Origin of the sequence: Streptomyces sp. NPDC058955 (assembly GCF_042741435.1) — a bacterium.
Lineage (GTDB): Bacteria > Actinomycetota > Actinomycetes > Streptomycetales > Streptomycetaceae > Streptomyces.
In genome coordinates this window covers 464-23075 of the sequence record NZ_JBHYKM010000122.1, presented here as the reverse complement: position 1 = coordinate 23075, position 22612 = coordinate 464, and the positions used below count along the sequence as shown (strand labels likewise).

Annotated in this window: 25 protein-coding genes and 1 pseudogene; 17 read left to right on the top strand and 9 right to left on the bottom strand. The window is 74.3% G+C overall.

Features of this window, described 5'->3' with window-relative positions; all coding sequences use genetic code 11:
• Positions 1 to 137 precede the first annotated feature (137 nt).
• Positions 138 to 1184: an ATP-binding cassette domain-containing protein gene (locus ACFW1I_RS32205; RefSeq protein WP_384676574.1), complete on the top strand. Its 1047-nt coding sequence runs from the start codon at positions 138 to 140 to the stop codon at positions 1182 to 1184.
• Entirely contained in the window at positions 1181 to 2035 is an 855-nt protein-coding gene (locus tag ACFW1I_RS32200) for an ABC transporter permease (RefSeq protein WP_384676572.1), read from the top strand. The genes ACFW1I_RS32205 and ACFW1I_RS32200 overlap by 4 nt, the downstream gene beginning before the upstream one ends.
• 10 nt (positions 2036 to 2045) lie before the next feature.
• Here ACFW1I_RS32200 and ACFW1I_RS32195 read toward each other — a convergent pair whose 3' ends face one another.
• Complete coding sequence (locus tag ACFW1I_RS32195) at positions 2046 to 2996, bottom strand: helix-turn-helix transcriptional regulator (RefSeq protein ID WP_384676570.1); 951 nt, start codon at positions 2994 to 2996, stop codon at positions 2046 to 2048.
• A gap of 39 nt (positions 2997 to 3035) precedes the next feature.
• Here ACFW1I_RS32195 and ACFW1I_RS32190 point away from each other — a divergent pair, with 39 nt between their 5' ends.
• Both ACFW1I_RS32190 and ACFW1I_RS32185 read left to right on the top strand, forming a co-directional pair.
• Complete coding sequence (locus ACFW1I_RS32190) at positions 3036 to 3551, top strand: hypothetical protein (RefSeq protein WP_384676568.1); 516 nt, start codon at positions 3036 to 3038, stop codon at positions 3549 to 3551.
• A complete protein-coding gene (locus ACFW1I_RS32185; protein ID WP_384676566.1) occupies positions 3548 to 4045 on the top strand; it encodes a hypothetical protein in 498 nt (165 codons plus the stop codon). Before ACFW1I_RS32190 ends, ACFW1I_RS32185 begins: the two co-directional genes overlap by 4 nt.
• Before the next feature lie 16 nt (positions 4046 to 4061).
• Here ACFW1I_RS32185 and ACFW1I_RS32180 read toward each other — a convergent pair whose 3' ends face one another.
• On the bottom strand, positions 4062 to 4907 hold the full coding sequence (locus tag ACFW1I_RS32180) for an SDR family oxidoreductase (protein ID WP_384676564.1): 846 nt from the start codon (positions 4905 to 4907) through the stop codon (positions 4062 to 4064).
• Between the two features lie 97 nt (positions 4908 to 5004).
• On the opposite strand from ACFW1I_RS32180, the gene ACFW1I_RS32175 reads away from it, so the two are divergent.
• Positions 5005 to 5610: a TetR/AcrR family transcriptional regulator gene (locus ACFW1I_RS32175; RefSeq protein WP_384676580.1), complete on the top strand. Its 606-nt coding sequence runs from the start codon at positions 5005 to 5007 to the stop codon at positions 5608 to 5610.
• A gap of 401 nt (positions 5611 to 6011) precedes the next feature.
• Here ACFW1I_RS32175 and ACFW1I_RS32170 read toward each other — a convergent pair whose 3' ends face one another.
• Positions 6012 to 6764: a dienelactone hydrolase family protein gene (locus ACFW1I_RS32170; protein WP_384676578.1), complete on the bottom strand. Its 753-nt coding sequence runs from the start codon at positions 6762 to 6764 to the stop codon at positions 6012 to 6014.
• A 129-nt stretch (positions 6765 to 6893) separates the two neighbouring features.
• Here ACFW1I_RS32170 and ACFW1I_RS32165 point away from each other — a divergent pair, with 129 nt between their 5' ends.
• Entirely contained in the window at positions 6894 to 7364 is a 471-nt protein-coding gene (locus ACFW1I_RS32165; RefSeq protein WP_384676562.1) for a MarR family winged helix-turn-helix transcriptional regulator, read from the top strand.
• Between the two features lie 19 nt (positions 7365 to 7383).
• Here the strand turns inward: ACFW1I_RS32165 and ACFW1I_RS32160 are convergent.
• Positions 7384 to 7548 (bottom strand): annotated as a pseudogene (locus ACFW1I_RS32160) (NADP oxidoreductase); the annotation flags it as partial.
• A 113-nt stretch (positions 7549 to 7661) separates the two neighbouring features.
• Between ACFW1I_RS32160 and ACFW1I_RS32155 the strand changes: the two are divergent.
• Both ACFW1I_RS32155 and ACFW1I_RS32150 read left to right on the top strand, forming a co-directional pair.
• The gene (locus ACFW1I_RS32155; protein ID WP_384676560.1) at positions 7662 to 8039 is read left to right on the top strand and encodes a VOC family protein; all 378 of its coding nucleotides are present in this window, start codon (positions 7662 to 7664) and stop codon (positions 8037 to 8039) included.
• Positions 8040 to 8219: 180 nt separating this feature from the next.
• A complete protein-coding gene (locus tag ACFW1I_RS32150; RefSeq protein WP_384676558.1) occupies positions 8220 to 8891 on the top strand; it encodes a beta-glucanase in 672 nt (223 codons plus the stop codon).
• A 31-nt stretch (positions 8892 to 8922) separates the two neighbouring features.
• Here ACFW1I_RS32150 and tpg read toward each other — a convergent pair whose 3' ends face one another.
• From tpg to ACFW1I_RS32135, 3 genes are all read right to left on the bottom strand, one after another.
• Positions 8923 to 9474, bottom strand: coding sequence for a telomere-protecting terminal protein Tpg (tpg, locus tag ACFW1I_RS32145; RefSeq protein WP_384676576.1), 552 nt, complete (start codon positions 9472 to 9474; stop codon positions 8923 to 8925).
• A gap of 107 nt (positions 9475 to 9581) precedes the next feature.
• The gene (gene tap, locus ACFW1I_RS32140; RefSeq protein WP_384676556.1) at positions 9582 to 11756 is read right to left on the bottom strand and encodes a telomere-associated protein Tap; all 2175 of its coding nucleotides are present in this window, start codon (positions 11754 to 11756) and stop codon (positions 9582 to 9584) included.
• Positions 11757 to 11836: 80 nt separating this feature from the next.
• Positions 11837 to 12529: a substrate-binding domain-containing protein gene (locus tag ACFW1I_RS32135; RefSeq protein ID WP_384676554.1), complete on the bottom strand. Its 693-nt coding sequence runs from the start codon at positions 12527 to 12529 to the stop codon at positions 11837 to 11839.
• Positions 12530 to 12692: 163 nt separating this feature from the next.
• On the opposite strand from ACFW1I_RS32135, the gene ACFW1I_RS32130 reads away from it, so the two are divergent.
• The 9 genes from ACFW1I_RS32130 (at position 12693) to ACFW1I_RS32090 (ending at position 21631) form a co-directional block, all read left to right on the top strand.
• Positions 12693 to 13460, top strand: coding sequence for an IclR family transcriptional regulator (locus ACFW1I_RS32130; RefSeq protein ID WP_384676552.1), 768 nt, complete (start codon positions 12693 to 12695; stop codon positions 13458 to 13460).
• Positions 13461 to 13574: 114 nt separating this feature from the next.
• Positions 13575 to 14789 carry a 4-hydroxybenzoate 3-monooxygenase gene (locus ACFW1I_RS32125; RefSeq protein ID WP_384676550.1) on the top strand — a complete coding sequence of 405 codons (1215 nt, stop codon included), beginning with the start codon at positions 13575 to 13577 and terminating at the stop codon, positions 14787 to 14789.
• 41 nt (positions 14790 to 14830) lie between these two features.
• Positions 14831 to 15856, top strand: a complete 1026-nt coding sequence (locus tag ACFW1I_RS32120; protein WP_384676548.1) for an amidohydrolase family protein — start codon at positions 14831 to 14833, stop codon at positions 15854 to 15856.
• A 25-nt stretch (positions 15857 to 15881) separates the two neighbouring features.
• The gene (gene ligK / locus ACFW1I_RS32115) at positions 15882 to 16571 is read left to right on the top strand and encodes a 4-carboxy-4-hydroxy-2-oxoadipate aldolase/oxaloacetate decarboxylase (protein ID WP_384676546.1); all 690 of its coding nucleotides are present in this window, start codon (positions 15882 to 15884) and stop codon (positions 16569 to 16571) included.
• Positions 16572 to 16573: 2 nt separating this feature from the next.
• A complete protein-coding gene (locus ACFW1I_RS32110; RefSeq protein ID WP_384676544.1) occupies positions 16574 to 17491 on the top strand; it encodes an amidohydrolase family protein in 918 nt (305 codons plus the stop codon).
• A 35-nt stretch (positions 17492 to 17526) separates the two neighbouring features.
• Positions 17527 to 18831 (top strand): protocatechuate 4,5-dioxygenase subunit alpha, encoded by a 1305-nt coding sequence (gene ligA, locus ACFW1I_RS32105; RefSeq protein ID WP_384676542.1) that lies wholly within the window; start codon positions 17527 to 17529, stop codon positions 18829 to 18831.
• A 1-nt stretch (position 18832) separates the two neighbouring features.
• Positions 18833 to 19807: a Gfo/Idh/MocA family oxidoreductase gene (locus ACFW1I_RS32100; protein ID WP_384676540.1), complete on the top strand. Its 975-nt coding sequence runs from the start codon at positions 18833 to 18835 to the stop codon at positions 19805 to 19807.
• Complete coding sequence (locus tag ACFW1I_RS32095) at positions 19804 to 20835, top strand: aldo/keto reductase (RefSeq protein ID WP_384676538.1); 1032 nt, start codon at positions 19804 to 19806, stop codon at positions 20833 to 20835. The genes ACFW1I_RS32100 and ACFW1I_RS32095 overlap by 4 nt, the downstream gene beginning before the upstream one ends.
• A gap of 94 nt (positions 20836 to 20929) precedes the next feature.
• Positions 20930 to 21631, top strand: coding sequence for a hypothetical protein (locus ACFW1I_RS32090; protein WP_384676536.1), 702 nt, complete (start codon positions 20930 to 20932; stop codon positions 21629 to 21631).
• Between the two features lie 41 nt (positions 21632 to 21672).
• Here ACFW1I_RS32090 and ACFW1I_RS32085 read toward each other — a convergent pair whose 3' ends face one another.
• Together ACFW1I_RS32085 and ACFW1I_RS32080 are read right to left on the bottom strand one after the other, a co-directional pair.
• On the bottom strand, positions 21673 to 22050 hold the full coding sequence (locus ACFW1I_RS32085; RefSeq protein WP_384676534.1) for an SH3 domain-containing protein: 378 nt from the start codon (positions 22048 to 22050) through the stop codon (positions 21673 to 21675).
• A 9-nt stretch (positions 22051 to 22059) separates the two neighbouring features.
• Positions 22060 to 22612: aspartate/glutamate racemase family protein (locus tag ACFW1I_RS32080; protein WP_384676532.1), on the bottom strand; the 553-nt coding region annotated here is incomplete at its 5' end.

Below are 22612 nucleotides of genomic sequence, written 5' to 3'. Positions count from 1 at the left end.
GGCCCGGGGGGCGCCCCCCCCCCCGCCCGGGGGGGGGGCCCCACGGCCGGGCGCGCCGTAGGGCGCCGTTCCCGTCGGCGTTCCGCCGGCGCATCCGGCCGTCCACCGACGGCGACCCCCAGGACGAGGACCGGACCATGCAGCTGCACGCCCGTGACCACGAGCCCGCCCGCACCGGCGCCCCCGGCGCCCCGGCCGACCCCACCGAGACCGCGCCCGCCATCAGCGTCCGCGGGCTGGTCAAGAGCTACAGCGGCCCGGACGGCTCCCCCACCCACGCGGTGCGCGGCCTGGACCTGGACGTGCGCGGGGGCGAGACCTTCGCCTTCCTCGGCCCCAACGGCGCCGGCAAGTCCACCACCATCGCGATGCTGTGCGCCCTGGCCCGCCCCACCTCGGGCCGCGCCGTCGTGGCGGGCGCCGACGTCCTCACCGAGCCCGAGCGGGTACGGCGCCGGGTCGGCCTGCTGTTCCAGCACAGCGCCCTCGACCCGGACCTGACGGCCGAGCAGAACCTCCGCGTCCACGCCCGCCTGTACGGGCTCCGCCGCGCCGAGGTCCGCCGGCGCACGGCCGAGGTGCTCGCCCTGGCCGATCTGACCGACCGGCGGCGCTCACCCGTCCGCACCCTGTCGGGCGGCATGCGGCGGCGCCTGGAGATCGCCCGGCAGTTGCTGCACGAGCCCGGTGTGCTGTTCCTGGACGAGCCGACCACCGGGCTCGACCCGCACGCGCGGGCCCGGATCTGGGAGCACCTGCGGGCGCTGCGCGACCGGCACGGCAGCACGCTCTTCGTCACCACCCACTATCTGGACGAGGCGGAGCACTGCGACCGCCTCGCGATCATCGACCGCGGCCGGCTGGTGGCCCAGGGGACGCCGTCCGGGGTGAAGGCGGCGATCGGGGACGACCGGGTGGTGCTGCGCACGAGCGACGACGCCGAGGCCCGCCGGGTCGCCCTGCTGCTCGTCCCGCCGGAGCGGACGGTGCACGTGGACGCGGACGGCGTCTGGCTGCGGGTGCCCGACGGGAGCGCCTGGATCCCGCGCCTGTGCGCGGCGCTGGAGGTCCACGGCATCGCCGTGCACGCCGCCTCCGCGACCCCGCCCACCCTCGACGACGTCTTCTTCCACCACACCGGCCGCAGCCTGGCCGGTCCCGAGGGGACGGGAGGCGGACGGTGACGACGCTCGTCCTGCCGGGCCCCGGTGACGCCGGCCCCGCCCGCCCGTCCCGCCTCCGGCGCGAACTGCGCGCGGTCCACGCCCTGGTCCACCGCGATCTGCTGCGGCTGGCCCGGCAGCGCGTGCCCACCGCGCTGATGCTGCTCCATCCGGTGCTGTACCTGTTCATCCTGGGCGGCGGGCTGGCCGCGCTGATCCCCGCCGGGTCGCTGGGGGTCGGCTACCGGACGTACCTCTTCCCCGGCATGCTGATGATGACCGTGCAGACCCCGGCCATCATGGTCGGCATCCGGCTGATCACCGACCGTCAGAGCGGCTATCTCCGCGAGCTGCTGATGGCCCCCGTCGGCCGCACCACCCTCCTGCTCGGCAGCTGTGCCGGCGGCACCCTGGTGGCGACGGTGCAGGGCGCGGTCCTCCTCGGCCTGGCCGGCGCGGTCGGTCTGCCGTACGACCCGGTGCTGCTGGCGCTGCTGCTGGGCGGCATGGTCCTCGCCTCGTTCACCCTCACGGCGCTGTCCCTGGCACTGGCGGTGGGCCTGCGCGGCCCGGAGACCTTCCACACGCTGCTCGGCCTGGTGATGATGCCGCTGCTCTTCCTCTCCGGCGGCTTCTTCCCGCCGGCGTCGCTGCCCGGCTGGGCGCAGGCCCTGACGGCCGTGAACCCGCTCGCGTACGCCGTGGACGTGCTGCGCCGCTGCGTCGCCCTCCGCGTCCCCGGGCAGACGACCGGCGGCTCCGTCGCCTGGGCCGGCCGGCAGCCGCCCCTCGTCCTGGAAGCGGGCCTGCTGCTGACCGTGGGGGCGCTGGCCCTCGTGTGGGCGTCCCACCGCTTCGGCCGCCCCGAGTAGCCGGCCCGCCTCAGGCGTACCGCTCCGCCAGCGTCCGTACGGTGGCGGCGATGCGGTCGCGCAGCTCGACGGGGGCGAGGACCTCCACCTCGGTGCCGAGGGCGAGGAGGGTGGCGTGGGCGTGGTCGGGGGTCTCCACCGGGAGGGTGGCGCGGGTCCAGCCGTCGGGTTCGGGGACGCCGGTCTCGGCGACGGCGCGGGCGGCGGCGCCGGTCAGGCGGGCGGCTCCCTCGGGGGAGACGCGGACGACGGCCTCGCCCTGGTGGAGGCGGGCGTGGAAGTCCCGCTGGCTCTCCCGCCAGTGCGCGGCCAGGTCGAAGCCGGGCGGGGCGGTCGCCTCCTCGTCGGTGACGGTGAGGGAGATGATCTGGTCGACCCGGTACGTCCGCGGGCCGGGCCCGGCGACCAGGTACCAGCGGCCGGCCTTGAGCACCAGGCCGTACGGTGCGAGCCGGCGGTCGACCTCGGTCGGCTCCTTCCAGCGCCGGTAGCGGACGGCGAGCACCCGCCCGGCGCGGACGGCCTCGGCGACCTGGGGCAGGAACGGGGCCTCGGTGGACTCCGCGTACCAGCCGGGCGCGTCGATGTGGAAGCGGGTGCGGAGCCGGTCGACGTGCTCGCGCAGCGGGGCGGGCAGGGCGGCGCGCAGTTTCAGCTGGGCGTCGGCGAAGTGGCCGCCGAGGCCGAGTTCGTCGGCGGCGACGGGCAGCCCGGCGAGCACGAGCGCCTCGGCCTCGCGCGCGTACAGACCGGTGAGCCGGGAGCGGTGGCCGGCGAGCAGCTGGTAGCCGCCGCGGTGCCCGGCGTCCCCGTAGAGCGGCACTCCGGCGGCGTGCAGGGACTCGACGTCCCGGTAGACGGTGCGGACGGAGACCTCCAGCTCCTCGGCGAGCTCGGCGGCGGTCATCCGCCCGCGGGTCTCCAGGAGCAGCAGGATCGACAGAAGACGGCTGGACTTCACTGACACACCGTGTCAGTGAAGTCCTCCTACAGTCCAGCCATGGCTTTCACGGAGAAGAACCTCTTCGTGCCGGAGCCCGTCGAGATCGGCGGCCGGCACATCAAGCGCTACCACGTCACGTCCGACCCGGCGGGCATCGAACCGGAGGTGGAGAAGGCGGCGTACGCCCTGCTCCCCGAGCTGCTGCCGGAGCCGGACGGCACGCCGGCCGCGGGTTTCGCCGTCCTCCACCGGGGCGACGACACGGGCGCGTACCTCAATGTCTACAGCTGGGCGTGGGACAACGTGCTCCACTTCGCCGGGGCCGCGGCCGGCCAGTCCGTGCTCGGCTGCCCGGACGACGACCCCACCCGTTTCGTCCCGGTGACGGGCACCGCCCGTGACCGCTCCTGGATCGGCTGCGTCTGGGAGCTGGCCCCGCTCGGCCACGAACGCGCCGCGTGGATCCGCCACGTGCTGGCCCCGGACACCCCAGACCTGCCGGGGTACCTCGCGGACTCGCTGCGCACCGGCACGACGGCGACGACCGTCGCGGACGGGGGGCCGGCCGCATGACCTCCCACGGCTTCGACTTCCTCGTCGGCGAGTGGACCGTCCGCAACCGCGCCCTCACCGACTTCCTCGACCCCTCCTCCGGCTGGGAGGAGTTCGACGGCCACACCTCCGGCCGCCTCCACTGGGACGGCCGCGCCCACGTCGACGAGATCGCCTTCCCGTCGAGGGGCTTCCGCGGCCTGACCCTGCGCCTGTACGAGCCGGAGACCGACGAGTGGACGCTCAACTGGTCGAGCACCCGCACCGGCCGCCTGCTCCCACCGGTCCGGGGCCGCTTCGCGGCGGACGGCACGGGCGAGTTCCACGGCGACGACCACTACGGGGACACGCCGGTCCGCGTGCGGTTCCGCTGGTCGGGGATCACCGCGGAGACGGCCCGCTGGGAGCAGGCGTTCGCCCCCGCCGGCACGGACGAGTGGGTGGTGAACTGGGTCATGGACTTCCGTCCCGCGAGCGCCGCCGGGGCCGGGGCCGGGGCGGACAGCGCTCGCTGACCGCCCCGGCGTCGGGTCACCGGAAGGCCGGGAGGTTGCGTGCCACCCACGCGGCGAAGGGGGCGGCGGGACGGCCGAGGACCGACTCCACGTCGGGGCTGACCTTCTGCTCCTCCGGGAGGGGGACGCCGAGGACGTCCAGGGTGCCGGTGACGACGTCCTCCGGCATGAACGTCGCGAGGTGGGCGTGGGCCTCGGCGCGGGACAGCTCCACGAACGCGACCTCCTCCCCCAGGGCCTCCGCTAGGACCTCGGCCTGCCGGCGCGGGCTGATCGCTTCCGGTCCGGTCAGCTCGTACGTACGTCCCGCGTGCCCGTCCTCGCGCAGCGCGGCCGCCGCGACCGCGGCGATGTCCGCCGGGTCCACGACCGGCAGGGCCACGTCGGCGAATGGCGCGAGGACCGTACGCCGGGTGCGGACCGACTCCGCCCAGGCGAAGGCGTTGGAGGCGAAGCCGCCGGGGCGCAGGACGGTGACGTCGCGTCCGGTGGCGCGGACGGCCGCCTCGAAGGCGCGCAGGCGGGCGTGCGAGGCCGCCGCCGGGCGGGTGGCGCTGACCTGCGAGGAGACCAGGACGATCCGTTCGACGCCGGAGTCCCGCACGCCGTCGAGGAGGACGGCCGGGTCCTCGCCGTGGCTGTTGAGCTCGCCGCCCACGAGGAGGAAGAGCGCGCGGGCGCCGTCGAGGGCGGACCGCAGTCCGGCCGGGGTTCCCATGTCGGCCTGGAGCCACCGGACTCCGGCCGCGGGCTCGGTGGGGGCCGACTGCCGCGAGACGGCCACGACCTCCTCGCCCGCGTCGGTCAGCAGCTCCACCAGCGTCCTGCCGATGTTGCCGGTCGCACCCGTGACAGTGATCATCTCGAACCCCCGAAGTAAGTGAGTTAGTTGACTGACTGAGAAGACCGTAGCACGGGGCCACCCGGGGCTGTCTATAGTCAGTCGGGTGACCAACTCAGTGAACCGGCGAGAGCTGGCGTCCCAGAAGCGGCGGCGGCTGACGGCCGCGGCGGCGAAGGTCCTGCACGAGCAGGGGGTCGAGCGCACCACCCTCGCCGACATCGCGCGCGAGGCCGACGTCCCCGTCGGGAACGTCTACTACTACTTCAAGACCAAGGACGAGCTCGTCCGCGCCGCGCTCGCCGAGCACTCCGCGCACCTGGACGAACTCGCGGTGCGGCTGGATGAGTTGGCGGACCCGCGCGAGCGACTGAAGGCGCTGATCGAGGGCTGGATCGCCCAGCGCGACACCGCCGCCCGCTACGGCTGCCCGACCGGCACGCTCGCCGTCGAGCTGGACAAGCGCGCCGACGGAACCCTCGACGCCGAGGCCGGCACGGTCATCCGCCGCCTCCTGGACTGGGCCGCGCACCAGTTCCGCGCGCTGGGCCTCCCCGACCCCGACGACCTGGCCCTCACCCTCGTCTCCGGCTACCAGGGCATGTCCCTCATGGCCAACGCCCTGCGCGACCCGGAGGTCATGAGCCGCGAAGGCAACCGCCTCCTGCAGTGGCTGGACTCCCTCCCGACCGCGACGGACGCGCAGGAGCGGCGCCCGTCATGACGGGCGGCCAGGAGGGCGGCGGGGCGGACGCCGTCCTGACACCGGACGGGTCCTTCGCGGCCGGCCGGCTGCGGGGCGGGCTGCGGCCGTCGGGGCGACGCACGTCCTGACGACCGACCCCGCCCCGGGCCGCGCCCGTACTCCACACCGGAGGGCACATGCCGCCGCACACCCGCCCCGGCGCCACTCCTAGGCCCGCCCGGGTGACCTCCCTCGTCGGCCGCGTCGGCGCGCCAGGTGGCCCTGCTCGAAGCGTTCACCGAAGGGGCCTGCGGGGCCCCGGAGTTCGTCCGCGGCTGGTGGGCGGCCCGCGCCGCGTCCCGGACGGAGGGCGACCGCCTGCACGGCGCCCTCGCCCGGCGACCCCGCCGGGACGGCGAGGCCGCTCGGCCCGTGAGGACTCAGTCCCTCGTCAGGGTGCGGGTGAGGAGGGCGAGGAGGCGGTCCCAGTGGAGCTGGAGGCCGGCGGGGTGGAGGGCGTCGGTGTCGGACATGGTGAAGCCGTGGACGGTGCCGGGGTAGGTCTCGGCGGTGTAGCGGACGCCGGCCGCGTCGAGGGCCGCTTCGAGCGTGGCGAGCTCCTCGGGGCTCATGTCGTTGCCGGACAGGCCGAGGTGCACTTCCGCGGCGAGGTCGGCGACCAGGCGGTGGGGGCTGTCGGGCTCGTCGGTGACGAGGAAGCCGGGATGGAAGCCGGCGACGGCGGCGACCTTGTCGGGGTGGGCCGCCCCGGCCCGCAGGGCCAGCGCGCCGCCGATGCAGTAACCGATCACTCCCACCGGTCCGGGACGGGTCTCGGGCCGGTCGGCGAGGAACCCGAGGTACGCGGCGGCGTCGACGAGGATCCGCTCCGGGACCAGCACCTTCTCCAGGAACGGCATCAGCCGCTCGATGACCGCGGGCCGGATCTCCGCGCCGATGTGCGCGGGCAGTTCGAACACGGGCGCGGGTCCGAACCGGTAGTAGAGGTTCGGGACGAGGACGTGGTAGCCGTGCGCGGCGAGGTCACGGGCCCGCCGCTCCAGCTCGGGGCGCACGCCGAAGGCGTCGCTGTAGAGCAGTACCCCGGGGTACCGCTCCCCGTCGTCGGGCCGGGCGGCGAAGGCGTCCGCCTCGCCGTCGGGGGTGGGGATGCGCAGGGTCGTGGACGAGATGGCGGGAATGACGGGTCTTCCTTCCTGGTAGCGGCCACGGCCACCGTCGACGTTAGTGGCACTAACGATGGCCGGATGTGAGCGAACCTATAGCGTTAGTGCCACTAACACAACGGATAGAATCCCGCCATGACCAGGCCAGAACCGCACGAGCGCGCCCCCGACCGGCTCCGGCAGCGGGCCAGCCGGCTGTTGTCGCAGCTCACCACCCGTTCGGACCGCCTGGTCGGCGAGGGACTGGCGGGGGCCGACGCCCGCAAATGGCACTACGCCGTGCTCGCCTCCCTGGCGGACGGCGGTCCGGCCAGCCAGGCGACGCTGAGCCGGCGCACCGGCATCTACCGCAGCGACATGGTCCGCGTCCTCGACGAACTGACCGGCCGCCACCTCGTCGACCGGTCGCCCGACCCCTCCGACCAGCGCCGCAACATCATCACGCTCACCCCCGAGGGAAGCCGTCGGCTGCGCCGCCTCGACCAGGTCCTCGACGCCGTGCACGAGGACCTCCTCGCCCCGCTGAGCGAGGACGAACGCGACCAGTTCCTCCGGCTGCTCACCCGCCTCGTCGACCACCACACCGGGCCCGACGCCCTCGCCTGACCCGGCGGGGCCGGAGCGGGCAGCCCGTGTCCCGCACCAGGGTCCGTACGAGCGCGAGCGCGGTGTCGTCGTCGCCGCAGACCGGCACGGCCAGGGGCCGGCCGTCGAAGACGGGCGGACGCATCCGCCAGACGTCCTCGTGGCACAGGTCGAACGCCTTCACCACCCGGGCGCCCATCCCGGCTCACCCCCGCACGTCACGTACGAACTCACCTCCCTGGGGCGGTCGTTGCTCCGGCCCCTCGACCCCCAGGAAGAGGCGCGCGCGGACGGCCCCGACTGATCTACGCTGCCGCCATGATCGCCAAACTGCAGTGTGTGGTGCTGGACTGTCCGGACGTCAGGGAACTCGCCTCGTTCTACGCGGCGCTGCTCGGCGGCGAGGTGGACCGCCCCGACCCGCGCTGGTCGCTCCACGACGACTGGTCGACGCTCCACACGGACGGCGGCCTGGTGCTGGCCTTCCAGCGGGTGGCCGACCACCGCCCGCCGCACTGGCCGGACCCCGAGCGGCCTCAGCAGTTCCACCTGGACCTGGGCGTCGAGGACCTGGACAGTGCCCAGGCGCAGGCCCTCGCGCTGGGGGCCACGCTGCTCGACGGCGGCGACGGGAAGCGCGGCTGGCGCGTCTTCGCCGACCCGGCGGGTCACCCGTTCTGCCTGGTCAGGGACTGAGACCCGGGGGCCGCCCGCCCGTCCAGTCCGTGACGAGTTCTCGCCAGGGAGGCGGGGGTTCCGCATGTGAGGGGCGGGACGCGGGGAGCCATGGAGAGGACCGTCGCCGACCACCGCGCACCGACCGGTGACCGATGACCGCCGACCGCCCGTTCGCCGTCCGTTCAGCGAGGAGCCGCCATGGCCGTGCCACCCCTCCCCGACGATCCGGTCCTCACCGCCGACTTCGCGTCGGCCGCGCAGTGGGTCGCCGGGCGGAGCTGGGCCTATCCCGACGGCGGACCGGTCAATCCGCTCGACAACAAGCTCGACCACCTGGTGGAGGATCCCGCGTACAGCCGCTCCGGGATCTTCCGTGCGACCCGCCGCCCGGACGGGCTGTGGGACAGCGGGCTGCTCACCACGGAGGGGAGCGCCGAGGGCTTCGAGGTGCGGACCGGCGACGTCCTGGAGGCGCGGGTCCGGCTGCCGGACGAGACGGGCGCCTGGCCGGCGATCTGGACCTGGCGGGACGGCGGTCAGGAGGTCGACGTCTTCGAGTACCACCCGGACAACCCGGACCTGCTCGAACTCTCCAACCGGGTGCGGGGCACCCACCGCTACTACCGCTCCCCCGCCGTCCGCCCCGGCGGATGGGTGGACCTGCGGACCGAGTTCGGGGCGCGGTCGGTGCGGTGGTGGGTGAACGGCTCCGAGGTGTTCGCGGACGGGCGCGGGGTGGGGCGGTCCTGGCACGCCTGCCTGATCGTCAACCTCTCGGTGTGCGCGGGCCGCTACCACCCCGCGCCCGATCCCGCGACGGACGAGATGTCCTTCGAGGTGTCCGGCCTGCGTGTCTTCCGCCCCGACTGATCGCGAAGACCGGCACCGGTCGGCCGGTGCCTCAGAGGTCGAACTCGATGTGTTCGACGTGGAGCATGCGGACGTCCTCCAGGCTCGCCGCGCGGGTGCCGCGCTGCTGGAAGTAGACGTCCTTCAGGGCGTCCTCGACCGCCGTGCGCATCTCGTGCTCGCCGCGTTCCCGCGCGGCGAAGATGCGCTCGGCGTGCTGCGGCGGGAGCGCGAGGGTGAGGTGGCGTTCGCGGGCCTCGTCCGTGGTGCCGGCGGGAGCGTCGTAGCCGAGGCTGGCGCGGACGTCGATCATCAGTCCCGCGGTGGTGCCGGCCGTCTTCCGCGCCCGCGCCTTCACCCGCGGCTGCCAGCGCCGGCGCGTCTCCTCCCGCATCCGGGCGGCCAGTTCCGGCCGGGGCCGCTTGATCTCGTCCTTCACGTACCGCTCGACCGTGCGCTGGGAGATCCCCAGCAGCGCGGCGACCGCCCGGGTGCCCTTGAGCTGCTTCACCAGGAACCGCATCTGGGCGCCCGCGGACTGCGGCGGCCTGCGGGTCACCGCCTTGTCCAGGACCCGGTCCAGGCCCTCGCCGACCGACCTCACCGCCATGCTGCCACTCCCCTGTCTCCGGGCCGGTGCTGTCGCCGGTCTCGGTGTCTCGCCGTACGGATGTCGTCGTCCCCGTCACCCCGGGGTGTCACCGGCCGCGGCTACGCGATGTAGCGGGCCAGGTTGAGCAGCGGGTCGCCGGTCTCCTCGCGGAGCTCCTCGGCCCACAGCGGGGTCCTGGTCCCCTCGTGCTTGACCATGCCCGGGGAGACCCCGATGCGGAACGAGCCCGGCACGGTCCTGCCCTCGGGCGTGTACGGCAGGACGTCGAGCGGGGAGGGGCCGTCGGCGGCGTACACCGCGCAGTCGGACAGGACCGCGACCGGGTAGCTGCCGGTGGCGGCGGCGAGCGCGACCATCTTGCGGTGCATGCCGATCCGGGCCCGGGAGATGACGGCGGCGCGGATGTCCGGCCGCCAGGTCGGCCGGGCCAGCGCGGGCCACGGCAGGCCGGGCCGCCAGCCGCCGCCCCGCGCCTTCTCCTGGAGCTTGCCGATGCCGCCCTTGACGGTGTTCTTGATCGCGCCGAGGACGATCGCCGCCTGGGGGTCGCGCTCCTTGTACCGCTCCATCGCCGTCAGGTAGTCGGCGGCGGGCAGCTTGTCGTCGACGCCGAGGTCCGCCATCGTCGCCACGTACGCGTCCCGCAGGCGCTTGTACCAGTCGTCCAGGTAGCGCCCCGCCTCCGGGCGCAGCCAGCCCTCCGAGGGGGCGACCTCGTAGCCGAGCTCGACGGCGTAGGCGACGGTCGGGGTGGCGTACCAGGCCGGCCCGGTCGGGGTCTCGCCGGTCGGTGTGAAGGGGCTGGGCAGCAGGTCGCCGCGGAGCCGCCGCCACTCCTTGCCGACCCGGACGCGGGAGAGGTCCACGTGGGAGAGGTCGACCAGCCACGCGCCCGGCACCTTCGGGTCGAAGACGGGCGCGGTGGCGTGGACGGGCGGTGCGGCGAGCCCGACGACGGCGCCGTTCGCGGCGGCGCCGAAAGCCATGTTGACGTCGATGCCGACCAGGTGCGGCTTCATGCACTCCTCGTCGGTCAGCTCCCGCGCCCAGTCGTACGCCTCCTCCAGGATCCGCTCCTCGGGCCCCCGTACGTGGAAGCGGGGCAGGTCCGCGAGGACCGGATGGCCGTCGATCGCCTCGCACGGCGGCGGGTCGATCGGGTCCTTGCCGAGCGAGCCGGGGTGGTGGACGCTGTGCCGGCGCCCCTCGGCGTCCGGTTCGGAGGCGCGGGTCGGCGGGTGCAGCGCGGTCATCAGCTCCAGGCCGGTGACGGCCGTCGAACCGCGCGGGGTCATCACCCGGGTCGCGTACAGGCCGAGGACGCGGGCGAGTTCGGCCGGCGGCAGGTCGGCGGCGTCACCCCAGGAGCGGGTGTCGAGCGCTCCCCACGACGGGACGCACAGCTGCGCGCAGAACCGGCGGCCGCCCTGGGCGGGCCGGTAGATCCGGGCCCACGGGCCGAAGCCGCGGCGGGTCAGCCGCCAGTCGGCCCGCTCGACCTCCCGGACGGCGGGGTGGTCGGCAGGGAGCCGGCCCGCGATCCGCTCGTCGTCGGTGAGTGCGACCGGCAGGCCGTACCGCTCCAGGGCGGCGGGGGTCAGGACGAGCAGCGGGTCCGCGTCCCAGCCGGAGCCGTCCAGGCGCGGCGCGCCCAGGCACGCCTCGGTCAGCGCCCACTCCACCAGCTCGGGCAGCGACCGCGCGGGGACGTCGAGGACGAGGCCGCCGACGCAGTGGGCGGACAACCCGCCCGCGCCGTCGGGACCGGTGTCGGCGTCGACGACGGCGAGGGGGCCGTGGGCGAAGCGCGAGTCGCCGGCGGACGCGGCCCGCCTGGCGACGCGCCTGGTGCCGGCCGCGCCCGCCTGCGCGACGACCTTGACCGGCTCCTCCTCGGGTTCCTTCTCGGGTTCCTTCTCGGGTTCCGGCTCCGGCTCCGGCTGGGGCTCCGGCTCCGGCTGGGGCTCCGGCTCCGGCTGGGGCTCCGACCGGGGTTGCGGTGTGGCGGCGGCGTCGCCGCCCGGCGCCGGGTACCGCTCCGCCCATCCCTCCAGCAGGGCCAGGTACGGCGCGCGGCGCGGCGGGCGGGGCTCGCTGCGTCCGGCCTCCCAGTTCTTGACCGTCTGCGGGGTGGTGTCCAGGACGCGGGCGAGCCCGGCCTGTGTGACACCGGCCGCCTCGCGCAGCCGGGCGCGTTCGGCGGGCGCGGGGAACTCCGGCCCGCCCGCCAGCAGCGCCTCCACGGCCTTGAACAGTTCCTCTTCCTTGGACACGGGCCACCTCCACGGCGACCCTATCGGATTTAGCCCCGGATATAACCTTCGATTCACGCCCGTCCGGGCGAATCCGCAGGTCAGTGAGCTGGTGTCATCCCCCGGGCCCCGGCGAGCCGCGACGCCTCCTCGGAGGCGAGGAGGCCGAGGACCGCGCGGGCGCGCCCGGGGTCCGCGGAGGAGGCGAGGACGCCGCCGCCGAAGACCGAGGTGATGGCCGTGTCGCCGGGCAGCGGGCCGAGGACGGTGACGCCCGGAAGGTCCATCAGTTCGCTGTGCTGCTGGAAGGCGAGGTCGGCGCGGCCGGAGGACAGGAGGCTGCCGGCCGGGACCCCGGGCGGGGCCTGGACGAGGCGGTCGGCGAGGGCGTCGGCCAGGCCGAGGCGGTCGAGCAGGTCGAGCAGGGCCGTACCGCTGGGGCCGGTCGAGTAGGCGACGCTCCGCGCCGAGGTGAGGGCGGCACGGAGGTCGGCGACGGAACCGAGGGCGGGCGCGGGGGCGTCGGCCGGCACCGCGGCGACGACCTGGGAGATCCACAGCGGGCGGACGGATCCGGGGAGCACCCGGCCCTCCCGCTCCAGGGCGGCCAGGGCTCCGGCGGCGAGGACCAGGAGGTCGGCCTCGGCGCCCTCGCGCACACGGCGGGCGATCTCCACGCCGCCGGCGGACTCAAAGCACACCGGCGTGCCGTGGGCGAGCCGGAGGTGTTCGGCAAGGTCGGCGAGGATCGGGCGGGTCGCCATCGAGGACAACCCCACGAGTTCACGGTGCACGTCGACTCCTCGGTCGTGATGTCTGGGTGTCTGCACGTCTGGATTTCTGGATGTCTGCATGTCTGCGTTCTGCGTGTCGTTGCGACATGCCTGCGGGAAGGCGGAAGGGCGTGGTCGGCACGCTCGGCCCGGTGGCTCGACACCCGTCTGCGAGACTGGCGGCGTGAGCACGACCCGGAGCACGGCGGCAGGAAAGGTACTGGAGGTCCTCGCGGCCTTCGACCGCGAGCACCCCGCCCAGACACTATCCGAGATCGCCCAGCGCACCGGCCTGGCCCTGAGCACCGCGCACCGGGTGGTGGGCGAACTGGCGGCCTGGGGGGCGCTGGAGCGGGGCGAGGACGGGTCGTGGCACGTGGGGCTGCGGCTGTGGGAGATCGCCGCGGGCTGCCCCCGGACGCAGATCCTGCGGGACGTGGCGCTGCCGTTCATGCAGGACCTGTACGAGGCGACCCACGAGAACGTGCAGTTGGCGGTGCGGGAGGGCACCGAACTCGTCTTCGTGGAGCGGATCGCCGGGCACCGCTCGGTGGAGCTTCTGACGGGCGTCGGGACCCGGTTCCCGGTGGGGTCCACCGGGATGGGGCGGGTGCTGCTGGCGCACGCGCCGGCGGACATCCAGGAGGAGGTCCTGGACTCGCCGCAGCGGGCGTGGACCCCGCACACCGTCACCGATCCGAGGACGCTGCGGACCCAGCTGGACCGGATCCGGCGCGAGCAGGTCTTCGTCAGCGACCGGCAGTTGTCGGAGAGCACGGTGGCGGTGGCCGCGCCGGTGCGGATCGGGCGGACGGGGCCGGTGAGCGCGGCGCTGGGGATCGTGATCACGGCGCGGGGCGCGAGCAGGGCGCGCGCGCTGCGCGATCCGCTGCTGCGGGCCGCGTACGGGATCTCCGACGAGCTCGGCAGGCGCACCCGGACGACGGACTGAGTTCGGGACCGGCTTCCGCCTGACGGAAACACCGCAGACCAGGGGCCGGGCAGGCTGGCAGCGTTCGGGCCGTTCCGAACTGTTCGGATCGCTCACAGCTGCTTGGGAGATGCCATGGCCGACGTCCCCGTCGACTCCGTCGTCTCGGTTCCGGTCGCGGTGGTCGGTGCGGGGCCGGCGGGCCTCATGCTGGCCCACCTGCTCGGCCGCGCCGGGGTCGAGACGGTCGCCCTCGACACCCGGACGCGTCACGCGATCGAGACGACCCAGCGGGCCGGCATCCTGGAGGCCGACGTCGCCCGCGACCTGGTCGAGACGGGGGTCTCGGACCGGATCCTGCGGGACGGGCACGAGCACGAGGGCATCGAGGTGCGCTCGGCCGGGCGGCCGTACCGGGTCGACTTCAAGAAGCTCGTCGGTGCCTCCACCTGGCTCTATCCGCAGACGGACGTCTTCGTCGACCTCGCCGACGCCCGCGAACGCGACGGCGGCGCCGTCCACTTCGGGATCCGCGACACCGAGGTCCTCGACGTCACGACCGACGCCCCCCGGGTGCGCTACACGGCGCCCGACGGGACCCGGCACGAGATCCGGGCGCGGTACGTCGTCGGCGCGGACGGCTCGCGGAGCATGTGCCGCGACCTGGTGCCGGAGGACCGGCGGGTGCGGTACGGCACGGAGTACCCCTTCGCCTGGTTCGGGATCCTCGCCGAGGCGCCGACCAGCGCGCCCGAACTGGTCTACGCGCACTCCGCGCACGGCTTCGCGCTGATCAGCCAGCGCACCGAGGCGGTGCAGCGGATGTACTTCCAGTGCTCGCCGGACGAGTCCGTCGACGCCTGGTCCGACGACCGGATCTGGGAGACGCTCCAGGCGCGGGTGGCCGGCGAGGACGGCTTCCGGCTGAAGGAGGGGCCGATCACCGAGAAGACGGTGCTGCGGTTCCGCTCCTTCGTCCAGGAACCGATGCGCTGGGGCTCGCTGCTGCTCGCCGGCGACGCCGCGCACACGGTGCCGCCGACCGGTGCCCGCGGGCTCAACCTGGCGCTGCACGACGTGAAGGTGCTCGCCGACGTGCTGCTGAAGGCGCTCGGCGGGGCGGGCGGGGCCGCGCTGGAGGAGTACGAGCCGCGGGCCCTGCAGCGGATCTGGCGGGCGCAGAACTTCTCGTACTGGATGACCCGGCTGCTCCACACCGCGCCCGGCGCCTCCGCCTTCGACCTGCGCCGGCAGCTCGGAGAGCTCGACAACGTGGTCGGGACGCGCGCGGGCCGCACCTACCTGGCCGAGCAGTACACGGGCTGGCCCACCCGCGACCACGCCCACTGACCCGGACGCCCGCCGCCCCGGACGCACACGAGGACGATTCCATGATCATCGATTGTCACGGTCACTTCACCACCGCCCCGCCGCAGCTGGCGGAGTGGCGCGACCGGCAGATCGCGGCGGCCGAGGGCCGCGGCCCCGCCCCCGACCCCGCCGACCTGGTCATCTCCGACGACGACCTGCGCGCCGCGATCGAGGGCAACCAGCTGCGGCTGATGGACGAGCGCGGCAGCGACCTCACGATCTTCTCGCCGCGGGCCAGCTTCATGGCCCATCACATCGGCGACCTCGCCGTCTCCTCGGAGTGGGCGCGGATCTGCAACGACCTGGTCCACCGGGTGAGCACCCTCTACCCCGGCCGGTTCGCGACCGGCGCGATGCTGCCGCAGTCGCCGGGCGTCGACCCCGCGACCTGCCTGCCCGAACTGACCCGCGCCGTCGAGGAGCTGGGCGCGGTCACGGTCAACCTCAACCCCGACCCGTCGGGCGGCCGCTGGACCGCGCCGCCGCTGACCGACCGCAGCTGGTACCCGCTGTACGAGGCGATGGTCGCGTACGACATCCCGGCGATGATCCACGTCAGCACCTCCTGCAACCCGGCCTTCCACACCACCGGCGCGCACTACCTCAACGCCGACACCGCGGCGTTCATGCAGCTGGTCCAGGGCGACCTGTTCGCCGACTTCCCGACGCTGCGGTTCGTGATCCCGCACGGCGGCGGCGCCGTGCCGTACCACTGGGGCCGGTTCCGCGGCCTGGCGATGGCGCTGGGCAGGCCGGACCCGGAGGCGCTGCTCGACAACGTCTTCTTCGACACCTGCGTCTACCACCAGCCCGGCATCGACCTGCTGACCGGGGTGATCCCCAGCCGGTCCGTCCTCTTCGCCAGCGAGATGATCGGCGCGGTCCGCGACATCGACCCGCGCACCGGCCACCACTTCGACGACACGAAGCGGTACGTGGACGCCACCCCGCACCTGTCGGACGAGGAGCGCGCCGCCGTCTACTCCGGCAACGCCCTGCGCGTCTACCCCCGCCTCGCCGCCCGCCTCGCCGCGGCCGGCCGCTGACCCCCGCCCTCCAGGAGAAGCACCCATGGAACACACCGAGATCGGCGTCGTCCACACGAAGATCGACCGGGCCGACCCGCGGGCCGTCGCGGAGCTGTCGGCGTTCGGCGTCGCGACGATCCACGAGGCGATGGGCCGGGTCGGGCTGATGCGCCCCTATCTGCGCCCGGTCTACCCGAAGGCGCGGATGTGCGGCACGGCCGTGACCGTGCTGCTCCAGCCCGGCGACAACTGGATGCTGCACGTCGCCGCCGAGCAGATCCAGGACGGGGACGTCGTCGTCGCGGCCTGCACGACGGAGAGCGAGGACGGCTTCTTCGGCGAGCTGCTCGCCACCTCCTTCCGGGCCCGCGGCTGCCGCGGCCTGGTCATCGACGGCGGGGTCCGGGACGTCGCCGACCTGGAGGGGATGGACTTCCCCGTCTTCTCCCGCGCGGTGAACGCCAAGGGCACGGTCAAGGCCACCCTCGGCTCGGTCAACGTGCCCGTGGTCTGCGGCAACGCCCTGGTGCGCCCCGGCGACGTGATCGTCGCGGACGCCGACGGCGTCGTCGTGGTGCCGCGCGAGCGCGCCGCCGAGGTGGCCGCCGCGTCGGCGGCCCGCGAGGCGAACGAGGAGGGCAAGCGCGCGCAGTTCCGCGCGGGGAGGCTCGGCCTGGACATGTACGGGATGCGCGGCCCGCTGGCCGAGCTCGGACTGCGGTACGAGGACTGACGATGACCGGTTTCGAGAAGACCCCCGGCTGGCTGGACTGGTACGCCGGTCCGAGCCGCCCGGAGTTCCGGCTCCCCGAGGGCGCCGTCGACGCGCACTGCCACGTCTTCGGCCCGGGCGAGGAGTTCCCGTACGCCCCCGAGCGCAAGTACACGCCGTGCGACGCCTCCAAGGACCAGCTCTTCGCGCTCCGCGACCACCTCGGCTTCAGCCGCAACGTCGTCGTGCAGGCGACCTGTCACGGCGCCGACAACACCGCCATGGTCGACGCGCTGCGGGCCTCCGGCGGGCTCGCCCGGGGCGTCGCGACGCTGCGGCCCGACGTCACCGACGCCGGGGTGCGGGAGCTGCACGAGGCGGGCGTGCGCGGCGTGCGGTTCAACTTCGTCAAGCGCCTCGTGGACGCGGCCCCGAAGCAGGACCTGCTGGACATCGTCGAGAAGATCGCGCCGTACGGCTGGCACGTCGTCGTCTACTTCGAGGCGGCCGACCTCGCCGACCTGCGGGACTTCTTCCTGTCGATCCCGGTGCCGCTGGTCATCGACCACATGGGACGGCCGGACACCGCGAAGGACCCGGAGGGGCCCGACTTCGAGACCTTCCTGAACTTCATGCGGGCCAGGACCGACATCTGGTGCAAGGTGACGTGCCCGGAGCGGCTGACGGTGAGCGGCCCGCCGGCCCTCGACGGGGAGCGGGCGGCGTACCGCGACGTCGTCCCCTTCGCCCGACGGGTGGTCGAGGAGTTCCCCGACCGGGTGCTGTGGGGCACCGACTGGCCGCACCCCAACCTCACCGACCACATGCCCGACGACGGGCTGCTCGTCGACTTCGTCCCGCACATCGCGCCGACGGCGGAGCTGCGGCGGAAGCTCCTCGTCGACAACCCGACCCGCCTGTACTGGCCCGAAGGCGCCTGAACCGCCCCTGCGACACCCTCGATTGGAGTACCGGCATGTCGCTGGACAAGACCTACAAGCTGGTTCCGGGGACGACCATCTTCGACTCGGAGCAGTCGGCGAAGGGCTACCACCTCAACCAGTTCTGCATGTCGCTGATGACGGCGGAGAACCGGGCGGCGTACCTCGCCGACGAGCGCGCCTACCTCGACGCGTGGCCGCTGCGGGAGGAGCAGAAGCGGGCCCTGCTCGACCGCGACCTGAACGCGGCGATGCGCGAGGGCGGCAACATCTACTTTCTCGCCAAGTGGGGCGCCACGCTGGGCTTCTCGTTCCAGCAGATGGCGGGCTCGATGACCGGCATGACCGAGGAGGAGTACCGGGCGATGATGGTCGGCGGCGGCCGCTCCGTCGAGGGCAACCGCATCGACCACGCCGTCCTCGAAGCCGCCCACGCGCCGCAGGCCCCCGCCGAGCACGCCACGGTCACCGGCGCCGTCTTCACCTCGCACGTCCCCGCGATCGGCGCGGCGCTCGACCACGGCAAGACCGACGAGCCGTACTGGCGGCCGGTCTTCGAGGGGTACGAGTACTCCAAGGCGTGGGAGCGGGAGAACGTCCCCGACGTGATCTTCCTGGTCTACAACGACCACGCCAGCGCCTTCGACCAGTCGCTGATCCCGACCTTCGTCCTCGGCACCGGCGCCTCCTACCCCGTCGCCGACGAGGGGTACGGGCCCCGCCCCGTCCCCGGCGTCGAGGGCGACCCCGACCTGGCCGCGCACATCGCGCACTCCCTCATCCGGGACGACTTCGACCTGACCCTCGCCAACGAGATGGCGGTCGACCACGGGCTGACCGTCCCGCTGTCGCTGATGTTCGGCGACGTCGAGAAGTGGCCGTGCAAGGTCATCCCGTTCCACGTCAACGTGGTGCAGTACCCGGTGCCCTCCGGCGCCCGCTGCTTCCGGCTGGGCCAGGCCCTGCGCCGGGCGATCGAGTCGTACGACCGGCCGCTGAACGTGCAGGTCTGGGGCACCGGCGGGATGAGCCACCAGCTCCAGGGCCCGCGCGCCGGCCTGATCAACCGGGAGTGGGACAACGCCTTCCTGGACCGGCTGGTCGAGGACCCGGCGGGGCTGGCCGAGGTCCCCCACCTGGAGTACGTCGAGGAGGCCGGCTCCGAGGGCATCGAGCTGGTCATGTGGCTGATCGCCCGCGGCGCCCTGAGCGACGTCGACGGCTCGGGCCAGGTCGAGGTCAAGCACCGCTTCTACCATGTGCCCGCGTCCAACACCGCCGTCGGACACCTGATCCTGGAAAACCGCCCCCGGGCCGAAGAGCCCGCCGAGAAGGAGTGACATGACTGACGACCGGACCCTGCGGATCGCCCTGGCCGGCGGCGGCGCCTTCGGCGCCAAGCACGCGGCCGCGCTCCGGCGGATCGAGGGCGTCGAGGTGGCCGCCGTCGTGAGCAGCAGCCTCGAACGCGCCCGGAAGTTCGCCGCCGAGCAGGGCGTCGGGCGCGCCGTCGCCACCCTGGACGAGGTGCTGGCGATGGACGACATCGACGCCGTCGTCCTCGCCACCCCCACCCAGATGCACGCCGCGCAGACCCTGGCCTGCCTGGAGGCCGGCAAGCACGTGCAGGTCGAGATCCCGCTCGCCGACTCGCTCGGCGACGCCGAGGCGTGCCTGGCGGCGCAGGAGCGCACCGGGCTCGTCGCGATGGTGGGCCACACCCGCCGCTTCAACCCCCGCCACCAGTGGGTGAAGCGGCGGATCGACGCCGGCGAGTTCGCCATCCAGCAGATGGACGTGCAGACGTACTTCTTCCGCCGGCAGAACCTCAACGCGCTGGGCGAGCCCCGCTCCTGGACCGACCACCTGCTGTGGCACCACGCCGCGCACACCGTCGACCTGTTCGCCTACCAGGCCGGGTCGCCGATCGTGCAGGCGCACGCCATCCAGGGGCCGATCCACCCCGAACTGGGCATCGCGATGGACATGTCGATCCAGCTGCGGGCGGAGAACGGCGCGATCTGCACGCTGTCGCTGTCCTTCAACAACGACGGCCCGCTCGGCACCTTCTTCCGCTACATCGGCGACACGGGCACCTACATCGCCCGCTACGACGACCTGTTCACCGGCAAGGACGAGCCGATCGACGTGAGCGGCGTCGACGTGTCGATGGACGGCATCGAGCTCCAGGACCGCGAGTTCGTCGCCGCGATCCGCGAGGGCCGCGAGCCGAACTCCTCGATCGCCCAGGTCCTGTCCTGCTACCGGACGCTGGCCGGCCTGGAGGAGCAGCTGAACGCGGTCGCGGGCTCGTGACCGCGCCGACCACCACCGGCGCTGGGCGGGCCGCCCCGCGCCGGATCGGGCCGTTCGAGGTGCCGGCGGTCGGCCTGGGCTGCATGAACCTGAGCCACGCGTACGGCGTCCCGCCGACCCCGGAGGCCGCCGAGCGGCTGCTCCTGACGGCCGTCGAGGAGGGCGTCACGCACTTCGACACGGCCGCGCTGTACGGCTTCGGCGCCAACGAGGAGCTGGTCGGGCGGGTGCTCGCCCGGCACCGGGACCGGATCGTGCTGGCCAGCAAGTGCGGGATGACCGGGGTCGACGGCCGCCGGGTGATCGACGGGCGGCCGGAGACGATCCGGCGCACCGCCGACGCGGCGCTGGCCCGGCTGCGTACCGACGTCATCGACGTCTACTACCTGCACCGGCTGGACGGGGCGGTGCCCGTCGAGGAGAGCGTCGGGGCGATGGCCGAGCTGGTCACGGCCGGCAAGGTACGCGCCCTGGGCCTCTCCGAGGTGTCCGCCGCGACCCTGCGGCGGGCGCACGCCGTGCACCCGATCGCCGCCCTGCAGAACGAGTACAGCCTCTGGACGCGCAACCCGGAGGAGGGCACGCTCGCGGCCACCCGTGAACTCGGCGCCGCGCTGGTGGCGTTCAGTCCGCTGGCCCGTGGTCTCCTCACCGGGGCGCCACCGGATCCGGACGCCCTCCCGGCCGCCGACATCCGCCGCGGCATGCCCCGCTTCGACGCCCGCCACTACCCGGCCAACCTGGCCCGCCGCGCCGAACTGGCGCGACTCGCCGAGCGGTCCGGCATCGGCCTGGCGCAACTGGCCCTGGCCTGGGTCGTGTCGCGGGGCCCGCACGTCGTCGCCCTGCCCGGCACCCGGTCGGTCGGCCATCTGCGGGAGAACCTGTCGGTGCTCGGCCTCGACGTCCCCGGCGAGGTCCTGGAGGCGGCCGGCCGCGTGCTGAACGCGACGACCGTGCACGGACCCCGCTACAACGAGGCGACGCTCGCGGAGATCGACACGGAGCGGTGCGGACGGGCGGGCTGACGGCGCCAGGACCGGCGTCCCGGCCGGGGAGGCCGTCCCCCTCCTCCGGCCGGGACGCTCAGAAGTCGCTCAAGTCGCTTGCCAGGTGCATCCGGTGAGCGGCAGGGTCGACATCGCCACCGACCAGTGGCGATACGGGGGAGGCATCACCATGAAGAGCGTGAAGAACTGGATGGCGGCGGGCGCCGTGGCCGCGCTGCTCACCGGCACGGCCGCCTGCACGTCCGGCGGCGACGCCCCGGCCACCGCGACCCAGCAGCCCCCGGCGACGGCGAAGAGCACGGCGGCGACGGCGTGCGCGGACGGCACCTACGCCTGGCTGGACGTCGAGCAGCGGGACGTGCTGACCGGGGTGGCGGCGAAGCAGGTCCTCGGCAAGGGCGGCGGGGAGCTGACCGAGCCGATGCAGCCGCTGCACACCCCGCGCGTCGCCGTCGACACGACGTCGGGACCGAAGGTCGACGCGACGGCCGCCCTGCGCTCGCTGGGCGCCCACATCGGGGGCGCGGGCGAGGACTCCACCTTCTCCGAGACCGGCCGGCCCGCGCCGGACCTCGACCGGAGGGACACCGCCGTCAACGGCCCCGGCACCTTCGTGGCGTACAGGTACGTCCGGGAGGTCGTCGCCGACTTCCGCCTCACCTGCCCCGGCGGCGAGCCGTCCACCGGCCGCGCCGTGAGCTGGTACCTCGACGGCTCGGGCGTCCTCGACTGCGCCGAGCCGCCGAAGGCGCTCAAGGACAGCAAGACGGCCGAGTCGGCGGCCCGCCGGTCCTGCGGGACCGCGAAGGGCTGACCGGCCGACGGACCGCACGGCGCCCGCCCGAAGGATTCGCCCTAGGGCCGGCCGGTCGGGCGGGGGCACGCGCGGGGTCCGACGTGTCGCTTCGCGGCCCAGCCCTCCGTGTCGGCGCGGAGTCCCGTGCGGGAGCGTCGGTCGAGGCTCACGCGGTACCAGTCGCCGGACGCGCGGAGGACCGTGAGGGCGTCGCCGGCCCGGAGGAGGCCCAGGGAGGGGCGGGAGGCGCTCGGGCCGGTACGGAGCTCGGCCGTGCCGGTGGCCTCGTGGCCGCACGGAGGGGACTGCTCGGGGGCGGCGGGGGCGGGGGCGACCGCCGCCAGGAACACGGCGGTCAGGGCCACCCCGAGCATCGACGTCATGCGCATGCCGAAGCAACGGCGTTCCCCCGGGCGGGTGTTACGGGTGCGGCGCACCTGTCACCCCTATGGCGTACACCCCGGGTCCGGCTGCCCGAGCAGACGCCGGATCTCCCGCGCCGCGGCCGGGAGCGGCCCGACGACCGGGACCGGGAAGCGGTCGCGGAGCGCCTCGGCGGCTTCGCCGAGCGGGCCGCCGCCGATGATGACGGCTTCGGCGCCGTCCTTCCGTACGCAGAGGTCGACGGCCTCGGCCAGACGCTCCGTCATGTCTCCTGGTGTCGCCGCGAGTTGCCTGGGGTCGCCGGGGGTGAGACGGATGCCGGTGTACCGGCGGGACCAGCCCAGGGCGGTGACGCGCGCGTCGATCGCGGCGGCCAGGCCGGGCGTGGTGGTGGCGATGCCGAAGCGGCGGCCGTCCGCGCCGGCCTCCCGCAGGGCGGCCTCGGCGATGCCGACGACGGGGACCGTCGTGCGGGCGCGCAGGTCCTCGACGCCCGGGTCGCCGAAGGCGGCGACGACGAACGCGGCCACGCGACCACCGTCCGGACCCGCGAGGAGGCGGTCGGCCGCGTCGAGGACGTGGCCGGCCGAGGCGCGCAGGACCTCCTCGTCGACG